The following is a 14,175-nucleotide window of genomic DNA, read 5'->3' as shown; positions in this document are numbered from 1 at the left end:
GTAAGCGTCCGCTAATCCCACCTATCGTTTTGCAAACTGCCATGGTAGATGTTGCTCGATACCGGTTTCGGGTTTGCTGAGCTGCTCCAGGCAGGCCATGACATAATCGAACGCATTGAGGTCGTTAGCCTTCGCTGTTTCAATGATGCTGTAGAGGATGGCGCTGGCATTGGCACCGGTTGCGGTCTGGCTGAACAGCCAGTTTTTTCTGCCGATGACGAACGGTTTAATGGCTCGCTCTGCGCGGTTATTGTCGATGGTGAGCTGGCCATCGAGTGTGTAACGAACCAGTTTATGCCATTGATTAAGGCAATACTGTATTGCCTCGCCGAGTTTTGTTTTCGGTAATACCTGTTGGGCTGATTTTATCAGCCAGGCTTCAAACTGATTAAGCAACGGCAGGCTTTTTTCTTGTCGTTGTGCATAGCGGGTTGCTGCGGTTTCTTCTTTTAACTGCGTCTCGACACGGTAGAGCTTCTGTATGTGGTTCAGTGCCCAGTCGGCTTTGCCACTGCCTTTACTGCCAGCGCCTTTTTTCGCTTCCATGAACTTGCGTCTCGCATGGGCCCAGCAGCCGACTAAGGTGGCCTGCGTTTGTTCGTAGCCCTGATAGCCATCCACTTGCAGATAGCCGCTATAACCATCAAGGAAGTCCACGGCACATCGCCCCGCACGACTATTGTGATAATCGTACAGTACGATATTGGGTGTTGACGAGCCGGTAATGGTCGCTTGCGGTGAATCTGCACCGGTGGCATACAGCCACATGTAACTGGTCGCTTTGTCAGAATCGACAACCTTCAGCGTGGTTTCATCCGCCTGGATAACCGGTTGCTTTAGCAGATGTTGATGAAGCTGGTCATAAAGCGGTTTAAATAACTCAGCGCAACGGATTATCCAGTCTGCCATGGTTTTACGGCTGAGTTCGATGCCATGCTGTTTGAACATGGCTTCCTGCCGGTAAAGTGGCAGACCATACTGATATTTGCTGGTGATTATCTGGCTTAACAAGCTGGGTGTTGCATAGCCTTTAGGGATAACGCTGTGAGGTACCGGCGCTTGTTTAACCGTATTGCTGATACCCTCTTTTTCGCAGGTACGGCACGCATATTTCGGACGTACATGCTCAATCACTTTCACCTGAGCAGGAATGAACTGAAGTTTCTCAGACTTATCTTCACCGATGCAGTGCAGTGTGCCAGCGCAGCAACCACAGACTTTATCTTCATCAGGGATATCGTGAACGATGACTTCACGCGGCAAGTCCTCAGGCAGTGGTTTACGCTTAGGTTTATTGCGTGTATAGCTGATGGTTTCCTGCTCTGGCGTTTCAACATCGGCAGTCAGTTCTTCCGCCTCATTAAACAGCTCACCCTGACCAGGGTGGCCTTCAGTACTTTTGCCAAACTGTTTTTGCTGTGCGATACGGAACTGCTCTTCCAGGTATTGATACCGGTTATTCAATTCCCGGAGCTGCTGCTCCAGTTCAGCGATGCGGCGTTGATAATCTTCTTCGTTCATAAGACTATTATCGCCGATTAAGGTACTGATTACCTGATGTTATTCAGACTATTTCGTGATCGATAAATGCTACTTATGATCACCGGTTATAAGCCGGAAGCCGTGTAGTTCAATGGCGAATGGCCTATCACATCAAAGCCCGACAATAGCCACTGCAACTGCTGCTCACTCAGGTGCATGTGCTGTAATTCAGTGTCTGATGGCCATTTGAAGCGATGCTTCTCCAGGCGCTTATACCACAGGGCAAAGCCAGTTTTATCCCAGTACAACACCTTCAGTTTATCCCGCTTTTTATTGCAGAACACAAACAACGCATCCCGGAACGGATTCAATTCCATCTGCTGTTCCACCACGACAATCAGGCCGTTGATGGATTTACGGAAGTCGACATTATCCAGATAAAGATAAATGTCAGAAGGCTCGACGAACATCTTCATTCGTTCAGCGCCTTCATCAGGTCGGCTAACCACTGTGGGCTGACATTGGCGGGTATGCGCAATGTCGAAGCAGCGCATTCAAGCGAAAGGGTCTGCGGGTCATCTTCAATACGGGATTCGAACGTGGTGACTTCGCGCTTAACGTGAACAAACTTATTGCTGGTTCGCTGAAGCCGGATGTCACTGCGTCTGGCATAAAACGTCTGAATGTTTATCTGATGCTGACGGCAGAACGCCACCGCTGATAATCCACTTTGTTCCTGACGTTCGAAAAGCGCCAGCCAGGTATTAACGTCTCGTCGTTGGTATCGCATGGTGTTCTCCTTAGCAAAAGAACACGATGCAGTAGCGACATCAGTTTTTGAATGTGGGGATTACCGGACGGTTACCTGTTAGGCTTGGCTGGCATGCGTCGCAAAGTAAAATAATGCGACAGCAGGCGAATTAAGTCTGCTTTAAAGCTGTAAGGATTAGAAAACCGGCTCAGACGAGCCGGTTTTTATTATTTAAAGCCTTGAAAGGGAAGGGTGATAGCAGGGATTTTCACAACTGAATACTGTATTCCGACAGACATGCCGTTTCTGTGTAAACAGTTATCCCCATCTAACGTTTAGCAAACTGCCATGGTAGAAGCTGCGCAATATCGGTTTCGGGTTTGCTGAGCTGCTACTGACAGTCCGTCACAGACTCAAACACATTTATCCACTTGCAGATAGCCGCTATAACCATTAAGGAAGTCTACTCAGTTAATCGTAGAGTAGATCTTTAACAATACTTTATTTACACTTATTCTTTTTATTAAATTTGTATAGTGCTGTTTTGTACAATGTATAGTGAAAGATATCCCAGAATTTAACTTTCTTCGATGGAGATTTTCCACGCAAGAATGATTCTGCACTATTAATCAAACTAGAGTTTGATGAATTAAAAGTATTGAGTTTTGCTGCTATCAGTTGAGCATATACTTTGCTGTATGTGTAGTTTCTTGTGTTCCAAAGCATACCATTATAGGGTTCTCTACCTTCTGATTTTGTACCGAATCTACCTACAATTTCATCTATATGAAGTCCGTTTATAGTGATTGATTGATCTCTCCAGCTATTGTTTTTCCAGAAATCAACATTCCTATTACAAGTTTGGAAAGGCCCCGTAGCCATATCACCACCAAGCTGATGGCTATATGGAGCTCCGCTTTCTGTAAGCATAATGTAACTTTTGAGTATTAATCCGCTATCAGGACTTACTTCTTCGAAGGTGCTATCTTCTCGGTTTGAAACCAGTAAATTACCATAACCGCCATCTCTGTTAGCGAGACCAGTATAAAACACACCGCTAGTACCAATCATTTCTGCAGGGATATTCTGTTCTGATACATTTTCGATATCTAGTATAAATAACCCTGCATAGTTTTTCATGTAAAGTACCCCGTTTCTACCAAACGAAATATCTCCACCATTTAAGTTTGTATCCGTGACTTCACCGATAAATTCAGCTTGTGCTGTTGTTGTGTCTAAGCGGTACACAAAGTTACTATATTTGCGAGTAATATACAGATCACCATTAGGTGCAACTGCCGCTTGGTCTGCGTCGCCTTCTGCTTCTGGTCCATCCCAAGAGACAAGGCCGATACTCTCTAAGCTGGTTGATTGTACGTTATATTTTAGCAGTTCGGTGGATTCAGCATAAAGTGAATTAATCATCCACAATGTATTACCATCTGTTGAGGACGCTAATACATCAATGTGATCATATTCGGCTATACCATCTGAATTTTCGTTGATTTGTAGTGGGATAAGAGTTGCTGTTTCTGCGTTTGTATCAAGCTCGATTCTATATATTGTAGAGACACCATCAAATTTCTGCATTGTATCTGAAAAGTAGATTTTCTCTTCAAAATCATGATGATTATAAGTCGCGCCGGCTGTTGTGGCATTTAATAAAAGTGCACTGCAAAATAACTTTAATGAGTTTTGCATAAAGGTTCCATTCAAGTGGTATTTAAGCATAGTTTCCGAAAATTTCGGATTTAAATTTTAATACCGACAACCCGGCTATCTTAGAAGACCCGTGGCTTTGCGTCCCTTCATTACTGGAGGTTTGCCTTTTCGTAAGACAATTAAAATTTATTGCTGAATTGTTACAATAGATTAAGGTTTAAGCGAGTTTCTAATTAAAATAGAAATTAAGGTACAAATCTAGATGCTAGAGTTTGTAAATGCGACTTTACAATTTTTCAAAAGTAAAAACAACAGATTATGTGGGTTTAAAAAGGTTTTTTTACTACCCACTGAATAGCGAAAATGTCAGGCAACGAACGCAGCTCGTGAGTGAGAAAAAATACATGTGATGTTTTATAAATGTAAATGTTTCTCTCGAAGTCTATGCTTATTGATTTTAATCAAAATGCATTCTTGCTTCAATCCTATCTGCACGAAAATTATTCTAACCCTTTGTTTTAATTGTAGTGTTCGGGCCAGTTCTAGGGTTTTCAATTTATTCTTTAAGGTCTTTAATAGTATCTTTTTTAAAAGATAGTGTATTAAAGGACTATCGCTACATAGAATAGTGTCACATTATATTTATGATTAAGTTTATACAAGTTACGGATTTATAAAAGATTAAGATCTGCGAGAGTAATGCGCGAGTGTTTTTTAATCAATCTTTTTTACTATTGATAAATTTTTAATTAAATATTGTTAGATTTAGTGCGCAACGTAGAATGTGTTTTGTAAGTTTGCACTTGTTTTTTTACTCCAAATATTTTAATTGTCCCAGTTTATGAAAATGACGATCCGTACCGCACAATGGTGCTTACACTTTTGTTGATGACGCTGATGAAATGTCCGCGGGTTCTGCGTTGTCTTTCAACTGGGGCGATTATTACGGTGACGGTTTCGTTCTGTTCTTCGACCTAACCCGCGATATCGATATGGATGCATTGGTAAGCAACGTGACTGGCCTGGACAACGGCTTCAAGTTCCTGTCTTTCGACAGCAACAACCAGGCGACTGATATCGCATTGGCATCAGGCGATTTCAACCTGTCTGTAAACGTACCAGAGCCAACGTCAATCGCTATTATGGGCTTAAGCTTGGTAGGTTTGGCTAGCCTGCGTCGCCGCAAAGCGAAGTAAGCTGTTAGAATCTTTACTCATCAGGGCCGCTAAATTAGGCCCTGAAAGTGATAAATAAATTTGAAGGGCCAGTATGATTTACTGGCCCTTTTTGTATCTGGCGTTACTCACTGCTTTCAATAACCGCTTGGCAGTAAACGGCTTACTAATATAATCATCCATGCCCGCTGCTTCACAACGCTCTCTATCACCTTTCATGGCATTCGCTGTTAGCGCAATAATAGGTACTTCTGTATATCGCTCACCGGCTTCACCTGCGCGGATGCGCCGTGTGGTCTCAAAGCCATCCATTTTTGGCATGTGGCAGTCCATTAAAATCACATCGAACTGCACTTTAAGTCGTTTCAGTGCTTCCAGCGCTTCTACACCGTTTTTGGCGGTGAGCGTTTTGTGTTCGCTTAAATGTTCCCGGGCGATAAGCTGATTAATCTCGTTGTCTTCCACAATCAGTATGCGGCTGGGTTGTAGCGTAGCTTCTGGCTCGCTGTGTTTAGTTGTGTCTGGCGAGGCAATGTACGCTTCGTATGCGGGTCTGGAAACGGCTACGGTGAACAAGAATTTACTGCCTTCGTCTTTGCGACTTTGAACGGTGAGGTCGCCTTGCATAAGGCGGCAGAGTTGCCTGCTGATAGAAAGGCCCAATCCCGTACCACCAAATTTTCGGGTGGTTGATGTATCTTCCTGCTGAAACACCTCAAAGATGCTGTCGAGGTTGCCTTCATCTATGCCGATGCCGCTGTCTTGCACAAAACCCTGTAACTGCCATTGTTCGCTGCTTGTTTCTACAAGACTCACTGAAAGTAAAATGCTGCCGTTCTGGGTAAATTTAACCGCATTGCTTAACAGGTTACTCAATACCTGACGCAACCGCACGGGGTCGCCTTGCACCATCACATGCTCGGCCAGCTCGGTATCCAAATTAAGCTGTAGGCCCTTTTCATCACTGCTGATGCTGAACTGTTCGTACAAGGTTTCTAGCAGCAAGGGCAGGTTATAGGGCACATTTTCCAGCTTAAGTTGTCCTGCTTCAATTTTTGAGAAGTCGAGAATGTCATCCACAATGTGCTGTAAGTTGCGAATGCTCTCATCGGCCAGGCCAACATAATGCTGTTGCGTTTTATCCAGCGCGGTTTTGCTTACCAGTTGCAACGCACCCGATACACCATGCAAAGGTGTGCGTACCTCATGCGACATGCTGGCAAGAAAGCTCGATTTCAGCCGGGCAGATTCTTCCGCGCGTAAACGGGCTTCTTCGAGAAACTGCTGTCCTTGCTCCCGCTCGGTTACATCCTGAAAGAAGGCAACGAAGTGCTCCAACTCACCTTCGTTAAACACGGGGGTGAGTATTACCTGAATATACAGTGGCGTTTTGTTTTTGCGATAGCACAGCAAGGTTTCATCGCAAGCGGTACCTTGTTGTAACGCCGTTTTTATCTTGTCGGCTTTTTCTGGTACAGCTTCCAGTTCCCTCATCAGTAAGAAGGTATGATGCAAGGTCTCATCTTCTTTGAAACCCGTTACCCGACTGAAATGGGGGTTGGCGTAAATAACGGGAAAGCCCTTTTTCTTCGCATCGGCAATAAGAATGGGCACAGTAGCGGCTTTAATAGCGTGATTAATTACGTTAATCCGCTTCTCTAATACCCGTTGCTTGGAAACGTCGTTGCCTACCAGAATGGTACCTACTTGCATGCGGTTGTCGTCGAGCAAGGGCAGGGCAGTCCAGTTTATGATAACCGGTGCTTTTTCGCTTAGTGAGGCGTAGGTGCGTTGCAGGCTTTTCGTATTGCCCGAAAGCCGGTTCTTCACGCTCACGATCTGCGATTCGTTCAGGTCGTAATACAGGATGTACTGATTAAAGGCGCGGTTCGCGAGGATCTTATTGCTGTCTGAGTCCAATACCACCAAGATCTCTTCCAGCGAATCGATAGCGTTCGAAAATTGCCGGTTTGAAAGGGTGATGGAGCTGATATTGTTTACTAACGCATTAAACGCTTCCCTGATTTCAGCCAGTTCCTGCGCTTCTTCAATTCGGTCTTCCGCAGATTGGGGCTGACGGCGGGTTGCACTTTGCTGAATATCGTCGTGCAACCCACGCAGGGTAGAGGCACTAAGACGTGCTGCCCGGTTTGTGGCGTAATAACTAATTACAATCGCCATGCTTAAGGTTATGAGTATGGCGGGGATCAGCCACAAAACGTTGGAATAGGCATCTAATGCGGGCGCTTGGCTAATGAGCGTGAGGCCTTGCCATTCGGTTTCCTGTGATGTCCAGTATTCGTATTTTTGCTGGTCGAAGTGAGTATTTACCTTGAAGAAATCTGGGTGGCTTGAAAACAGTATTTTGCCCTGGCTATCTACAATGAGTTGATATGCGGTAGTGTCTCTTTCGTAAATGAGTTCCTGAAATGACGGGATATAAAGGGCCAGTGCGCCTTCTGCTGCGCCTGCAATTAATACCGGCACGGCAATTAACACACCGTCTTCGGTAATTTGCCGATAGGAATTCGATTGTTGCAGTACGGTTTCTTGCCAACTGTTCGCCATTGAAGCGGACATCGGCTGGTTACTGTGGGTTTCGATGAGCAAAGTGCCATCAAATTCGAAAAGCCCTAAGCTATAAACTTTTGCCCGGGTAAAACGCAGCGAACCAAAAAACACCGGCAGATAATTTTTCCGCTGCTGAATATCTATCAAGCTGTTGATCAACAAGTCGTTGGCGGCAATCCCTTCCATCAACTGCTGGGTATTATCCAGGGTAATCATTAAATCCTGCTTGAGATATTGCAGGTTAGTTTGCTGCTCTGTTTTTATTTGATTTTTTGCAACGTAAAAAATGCACAGACACAGAATAACGCTGATAACACTCAACGCGGTTAACAGGCGAGGTAGAATATAACGTTGTAGTTGGTGATAAAGAGTCGGGCGCGCAGTCACGGTTGTGCAGACAAAGGAACGAGATGTCCGTTCTCATTAAAAGTTGTCATAAAATAATCCTCAGCCAGAAGCGCATCATGGAAGCTCGGGGAGAACGCCGGCGCGTAACGTTTTACCGCGCCTTCTAACGGTGGCAGATTTTCCAGTGCATGTCGAATTTTATCTGGATCGGCGGTGCCAGCTTGCTCGGTGGCCTTGGCCAGCAGGTGCACTAAATCGTAGCTATGTGCCACGCCAACCACGGCGGGTACGGCGGACTCCGTCGTTTCTCCGTTTCTGCGTTGGTACTCGTTAAACAGGTAAGTCGCTTTTGTGTTCTTTTGCTGTAAAAAGCTAAATGTTTGGATAACCGAGATATCCAGTTGGCTCAGGTTTTCCAAACCGGTTAGCGCAACAAAATCTCCACCGGCTAAACCCCAGTGAGCGATTACTGGTAAGTTAACCGCTTGCTTCGCAATGAGGGTTTTGGCAACGACGGCAGATTCAGGGGCATTAGCTACTAATATAATTGCCTCAGCACCCGATTCGATGATCGATTGCACTTCAGTATCAAAATTATCCTGTCGCCAGTTAATCCATTGGGTATTAACGATATTCAGCCCGTATTCGCCAGCCGCTTTGGTTAACGAGCTTTGATTTGAACGCCCCCAGCCCGTACGTTCCAATACCAGCGCGACCCGCTTTATGTTTCGCTCGCTGGCATGACGAATAAGCACCTGACCGGCTTCTTGGTCACGAATTGATACGCGAAAAACATTATTGGGCGTGAAGTTATTATCGACAATGGTTGTGCCGGCGGCCCAGGGGATCATGAACAATAAATTGTGCTGATGAATCTTTTCCAGTTCAGCCAGGGCCACAGGCGTGTGTACGCCACCAAATACGGCAAGTAATTGCTTGTGGTCTGCCAGGTTTTCGATGTTGCGAACGCCTCGCGCCGGATTCCCACGATGGTCACGTAATACCAGCTCCAGTTGTTTGCCTAGCACGCCGCCTTGCTGGTTAATTTCGTCAATGGCGATTTCCATACCCTCACGAATAGCAAAGCCACCTTCAACGGCCACGGCGCTTAAGTCGGCATCGAGGGCGAGGGTCAGTTTGTCAGTCGTCTCATTCGCTGCATTTTCATTCGTAGCAAAGGCAACGGTGGAGTATACCGTTAGCGTAGCGATCAGCAGTAGAAGGGGGCGGAACGTGTTCATTGAAATCTAATAACTTTCTTCATTGGCTCAAGACACGCTAAATAGTAGTGGCTTACGGTAATTCTGCAATTAGACAAAGGATGGGGGAATTTACAGCAATAAAAACTTGCACCTTTTCCCATAGGCACTTAGTTTTAAGGTATGAATAATCAATAACCTGAAGCGTGTCTATCATTCAGCCTCCTACCATTCTTGATGTTGAAGCCAGTGGCTTTGGCAGTGACAGTTTTCCCATTGAAATTGGTGTTAAGCGTGCCGATGGGGCGCGGTTTTGTCGATTGATTAAGCCATATCCGGGGTGGCACCATTGGAGTTCCGAAGCCGAAGCGTTGCACGGTATTAGCCGCAAACAACTGGAGAAATACGGGCAATCCGGTATTGAGGTGTGCAAACAGTTAAATGCGTTCATGGGCAAACACGTCGCCTATTCAGATGGTTGGGTGGTCGACTATCCTTGGCTAATTAATCTTTATGCTGAGGCCGGCGTGTTAATGACCTTCAAGCTCAGTGCGCTGGAATATATATTGTCAGAAACTCAGATGGAGCACTGGCACGCCACTAAGCAGACGCTGATGGAAGCGAACAGTGTTTCCAGACATCGCGCCAGCGTAGATGCGGAACTTATTCAGCAAACCTACATTTCCACGGCGTCGCTGCCGGCCTTGGCAGAACGCTAGAACAGCTTAAAACCTTTTAGAAATAATATTGCACGCCCAGTAGCAACGAACTGATATCGGTATCGCTCACTTCGCGATATTGTAATTCTACGGCCATTTTCACTGAATCAAGCTCGCCAATTTGCCAGCCGACGCTGGCTGCCGTACCGGCATTGTAAGGTACATAAAGCCACTCAGAATAGGCGGCCTGGGTATCGTTACTGGTTTGCAAAGCGGCGAAGATGCGCTGGGTTGAGTTTTTCAGGATCATCCGGCTGGCGGAAACCCGCACTGAGTCTACCGACTGGTAAGAGGTAATGCTGTCTACCCATTGGTCGTGATAAGGCATTTCGCGATTGTAGCGCACACCAAATTGCCACTTAGGCAGGCGCTTGCTCTGAAAAGAAATCTCAGATTGATAGGGGGAAGCGACGAAGGCAGTTTTACTTTCTTTTTCTGCCAGCAACGAATCTTCTGCGGCCAGGGCGGACGCAGATAACATCATCAACAAACTCACTCGCCAGAATGTTTTCATGGCTAGGATTCCTGTGTGTGCCTGAGTCTGCTGCCCAGTTAAAAGTTGAAGTGTGAGTATCTTATACTTAAGTGTAGTCTTTATGGATGAAGAAAATAGTAAATTTGCTAAATAATCTTTAAATTTTTTTAGGACGGCTGATTTTAAATACAAAAAAACGAGTGTCAGGAACACTCGTTTTTTTCATTTAAAAGGATGAACCGTTTAAACAGACGCTTTCAGTGCTGCTGCTTTGTCGGTAGCTTCCCATGGGAATTCATCACGACCGAAGTGACCATAAGCCGCTGTAGGACGATAAATTGGGCGCTCAAGATCCAGCATCTTGATAAGGCCATAAGGGCGCAAATCGAAGTGTTCACGCACCAATGCAACCAGCGTTTTCTCGTCAACCACGCCAGTACCAAAGGTTTCGATACTGATAGACGTTGGCTCGGCAACACCGATAGCGTAAGAAACCTGAATTTCACAACGCTTGGCTAATCCTGCTGCAACGATGTTTTTCGCCACATAACGACCGGCATAGGCTGCTGAGCGGTCTACTTTTGATGGATCTTTACCAGAGAATGCACCACCACCGTGACGGGCCATGCCGCCGTAGGTGTCTACGATAATCTTACGGCCAGTTAAACCACAGTCGCCCATAGGGCCACCGATAACAAAACGACCGGTAGGGTTAATGTGGAACTGGGTGTCTTTTGTCAGCCATTCAGCAGGCAGAACTGGCTTAATCACTTCTTCCATTACTGCTTCGCGAAGCTGCTCGGTAGAAACGGTTTCGTTGTGCTGGGTAGACAGTACAACCGCATCAATACCTACTGGCTTGTCGTTTTCGTAAACGAAGGTTACCTGGCTTTTCGCATCTGGACGCAGAAAATCAAGCTTGCCGTTTTTACGTACTTCAGCCTGTTTTTGTACCAGACGGTGAGCATACGTAATTGGCGCAGGCATGAGTACGTCAGTTTCATCGCTGGCGTAACCGAACATTAAGCCTTGGTCACCGGCACCTTGTTCTTCAGGACGTGCACGGTCTACACCCTGATTAATGTCGGGCGATTGTTTACCAATGGCGTTTAAAACCGCACATGACTCGGCATCGAAGCCTACGTCAGAGTGATTGTAACCAATTTCTTTAACGGTTTGACGGGTAAGTTCTTCAATGTCTACCCATGCAGATGTGGTGATCTCACCACCTACCAAAACCATACCAGTTTTGACATATGTTTCGCAGGCAACCCGTGCTTTGGGATCCTGTTCTAATATGGCATCGAGCACAGCATCTGAAATCTGATCGGCAATTTTATCCGGATGTCCTTCAGAGACAGATTCCGATGTGAAAAGGCGTGCGGCCATAAATCCTCCGTTATTCTGGGGTTTACCAAATCATCTTTATATTAAAGGTTGCTGATGATTGGTTGGGTATATTCAATTGCCCGCTGGTATAAAACGCAGTCGGACTATGATTCACATTGTACCGAGACTGGGTAAAAATACCATCTTTACTTCTGGACGTCTAAAAGTCTATTTGTTACGTTTCGTTGACAGCAATGGTTCGTTGTTACGTAAATTATGTTGATATCGATTCAAATAACCAGATTCGATAAGTATAGACGGCATAAAACACATTGAACTGGTTTTATGCTTAGGTAAGAATAGTTGCCACTATTTTATTCATTATTATTGGCAGCAGGACGACCACTCGTTTCCGGAGCACGCTCCGGGTTGTCAAAAATTGTAGTTATTAGCCAATATCAAAGGAGTTAGCATGCCAACTCGTCGTGAACTCGCTAATGCCATACGTGCATTAAGTATGGATGCTGTTCAGAAAGCTAAATCAGGTCACCCAGGTGCCCCAATGGGAATGGCAGACATCGCGCAAGTTCTGTGGTGCGATTATCTGTCACACAACCCTTCCAACCCGAACTGGGCTAACCGCGACCGCTTTGTGCTTTCAAACGGCCACGGCTCTATGCTGCTCTACTCATTGCTGCACCTCACAGGTTACGAGTTGCCGCTGGAAGAACTGAAGAATTTCCGTCAGTTACATTCAAAAACGCCAGGTCACCCTGAGTACGGCTATGCACCGGGCGTAGAAACCACCACAGGTCCGTTAGGTCAGGGTATCAGCAACGCGGTAGGTATGGCGCTGGCTGAAAAAGTACTGGCTGCACAGTTTAACCAAGATGGTCACGACATCGTCGACCACTACACCTACACCTTCTTAGGCGACGGCTGTTTGATGGAAGGTATCTCTCACGAAACCTGTTCACTGGCTGGTACGCTGGGCTTAGGCAAGCTGATTGCGTTCTACGATGACAACGGTATTTCTATCGACGGTGAAGTAGAAGGCTGGTTCACCGACGACACAGTAAAACGTTTTGAATCTTACGGCTGGCAAGTGATTGCGGGCGTTGATGGTCACGATCCTGAGCAAATTCGCTCGGCAGTAGAAGCGGCCCGCGCGAACACTACCCAACCTACGCTGATTTGCTGCAAAACCATCATTGGTTTTGGTTCGCCTAACAAGCAAGGTAAAGAAGATTGTCACGGTGCACCGCTGGGTGATGATGAAATTGCATTAACCCGCAAAGAGCTGAACTGGGACCATGGTCCGTTTGAAGTACCAGCAGACATTTACGCTGAGTGGGATGGCAAGGAAAAAGGTAGCGCAGCAGAAGCGAGCTGGAACGAAGCCTTTGCCGCCTACGAAAAAGCGTTCCCTGAACTGGCAGCAGAATTTACCCGTCGTATTAATGGTGACGTGCCGGTTGATTTTGTAGAAAAAGCAGATGCTTACATTGCAGACTTGCAAGCCAACCCTGATGCACCGGCTACCCGTAAAGCGTCGCAAAATGCACTGAACGCCTACGGCCCGTTACTGCCTGAACTGCTGGGTGGCTCTGCTGACCTCGCCGGTTCTAACCTGACAATCTGGTCGGGTTCAAAAGGCGTAGATGCGAAAGACGCGTCTGGTAACTACATCTATTACGGTGTACGTGAATTCGGTATGTCGGCCATGATGAACGGCATTACCTTACACGGCGGCTTCAAGCCTTACGGCGCTACCTTCCTGATGTTTATGGAATATGCCCGTAACGCAGTGCGTATGGCAGCCCTGATGAAAGCGCCTTCGATTTTCGTTTATACCCACGATTCTATTGGTCTGGGCGAAGATGGCCCAACTCACCAACCGGTTGAGCAATTGGTGGCTTTACGTTCTACGCCTAACCTTGACAACTGGCGACCTTGTGACCAGGTTGAGTCTGCAGTGGCCTGGAAAGAGTCGATTCTGCGTAAAGATGGTCCTACCACATTAATTTTCACCCGCCAGGGATTACCGCAGCAAGAACGCTCTGCAGCGCAGGTTGCCGACATCGCTAAAGGTGGTTACATCTTGAAAGATACCGCCGGTACACCTGATGTGCTGCTGATTGGTACAGGCTCAGAAGTACAGCTGGCTGTCGCGGCAGCTGAGAAACTCGCTGAAAGCGGCGTGAAAGCCCGCGTTGTGTCTATGCCTTGTACGGATGCTTTCGACCGTCAAAGTGCCGAGTACAAAGAATCTGTTCTGCCTGCAGCGGTAACGAAACGTGTTGCGGTTGAAGCCTTGGCGAAAGACTCCTGGTACAAGTACGTCGGTTTCGGCGGCGCTATTGTGGGCATGGACACCTTCGGTGAATCTGGCCCAGCAGGCGAACTGTTCAAACACTTCGGCATCACTACCGATGCCGTTGTTGAGGCAGCACAGTCTTTATAA

The 14,175-nt window shown here is 46.4% G+C and carries 11 protein-coding genes and 1 riboswitch; of the genes, 3 read left to right on the top strand and 8 right to left on the bottom strand.

What is annotated here, in order from left to right; all coding sequences use genetic code 11:
• Positions 1 to 21: 21 nt before the first annotated feature.
• From tnpC to BFC18_RS20310, 4 genes are all read right to left on the bottom strand, one after another.
• A complete protein-coding gene (tnpC, locus tag BFC18_RS20325) occupies positions 22 to 1,521 on the bottom strand; it encodes an IS66 family transposase (RefSeq protein WP_070125564.1) in 1,500 nt (499 codons plus the stop codon).
• Positions 1,522 to 1,607: 86 nt separating this feature from the next.
• On the bottom strand, positions 1,608 to 1,958 hold the full coding sequence (gene tnpB, locus BFC18_RS20320) for an IS66 family insertion sequence element accessory protein TnpB (protein WP_070125565.1): 351 nt from the start codon (positions 1,956 to 1,958) through the stop codon (positions 1,608 to 1,610).
• The gene (gene tnpA / locus BFC18_RS20315; RefSeq protein WP_070125566.1) at positions 1,955 to 2,272 is read right to left on the bottom strand and encodes an IS66 family insertion sequence element accessory protein TnpA; all 318 of its coding nucleotides are present in this window, start codon (positions 2,270 to 2,272) and stop codon (positions 1,955 to 1,957) included. The genes tnpB and tnpA overlap by 4 nt, the downstream gene beginning before the upstream one ends.
• A gap of 462 nt (positions 2,273 to 2,734) precedes the next feature.
• Complete coding sequence (locus BFC18_RS20310; RefSeq protein WP_070127522.1) at positions 2,735 to 3,934, bottom strand: hypothetical protein; 1,200 nt, start codon at positions 3,932 to 3,934, stop codon at positions 2,735 to 2,737.
• A 62-nt stretch (positions 3,935 to 3,996) separates the two neighbouring features.
• A riboswitch (cyclic di-GMP riboswitch) is annotated at positions 3,997 to 4,070 on the bottom strand.
• Positions 4,071 to 4,797: 727 nt separating this feature from the next.
• Between BFC18_RS20310 and BFC18_RS20305 the strand changes: the two genes are divergently transcribed.
• Positions 4,798 to 5,091 carry a PEP-CTERM sorting domain-containing protein gene (locus BFC18_RS20305; RefSeq protein ID WP_070127520.1) on the top strand — a complete coding sequence of 98 codons (294 nt, stop codon included), beginning with the start codon at positions 4,798 to 4,800 and terminating at the stop codon, positions 5,089 to 5,091.
• 78 nt (positions 5,092 to 5,169) lie between these two features.
• On the opposite strand, the gene BFC18_RS20300 is transcribed toward BFC18_RS20305, so the two are convergent.
• Both BFC18_RS20300 and BFC18_RS20295 read right to left on the bottom strand, forming a co-directional pair.
• Positions 5,170 to 7,857 (bottom strand): hybrid sensor histidine kinase/response regulator, encoded by a 2,688-nt coding sequence (locus BFC18_RS20300; protein WP_139139053.1) that lies wholly within the window; start codon positions 7,855 to 7,857, stop codon positions 5,170 to 5,172.
• 167 nt (positions 7,858 to 8,024) lie between these two features.
• Positions 8,025 to 9,230, bottom strand: coding sequence for an ABC transporter substrate-binding protein (locus tag BFC18_RS20295; protein ID WP_083273209.1), 1,206 nt, complete (start codon positions 9,228 to 9,230; stop codon positions 8,025 to 8,027).
• Between the two features lie 164 nt (positions 9,231 to 9,394).
• Here BFC18_RS20295 and BFC18_RS20290 point away from each other — a divergent pair, with 164 nt between their 5' ends.
• On the top strand, positions 9,395 to 9,907 hold the full coding sequence (locus tag BFC18_RS20290; protein ID WP_070127516.1) for a 3'-5' exonuclease family protein: 513 nt from the start codon (positions 9,395 to 9,397) through the stop codon (positions 9,905 to 9,907).
• Positions 9,908 to 9,923: 16 nt separating this feature from the next.
• On the opposite strand, the gene BFC18_RS20285 is transcribed toward BFC18_RS20290, so the two are convergent.
• A complete protein-coding gene (locus BFC18_RS20285) occupies positions 9,924 to 10,421 on the bottom strand; it encodes a hypothetical protein (RefSeq protein ID WP_070127514.1) in 498 nt (165 codons plus the stop codon).
• 204 nt (positions 10,422 to 10,625) lie between these two features.
• Positions 10,626 to 11,771 carry a methionine adenosyltransferase gene (gene metK, locus BFC18_RS20280; RefSeq protein ID WP_070127512.1) on the bottom strand — a complete coding sequence of 382 codons (1,146 nt, stop codon included), beginning with the start codon at positions 11,769 to 11,771 and terminating at the stop codon, positions 10,626 to 10,628.
• Between the two features lie 412 nt (positions 11,772 to 12,183).
• Between metK and tkt the strand changes: the two genes are divergently transcribed.
• A complete protein-coding gene (gene tkt / locus BFC18_RS20275) occupies positions 12,184 to 14,175 on the top strand; it encodes a transketolase (protein WP_070127510.1) in 1,992 nt (663 codons plus the stop codon).

The organism is Alteromonas confluentis, assembly GCF_001757105.1.
In the GTDB taxonomy this organism is placed as follows: Bacteria; Pseudomonadota; Gammaproteobacteria; order Enterobacterales; family Alteromonadaceae; genus Alteromonas; species Alteromonas confluentis.
This window is presented reverse-complemented; position numbering and strand designations above follow the sequence as displayed.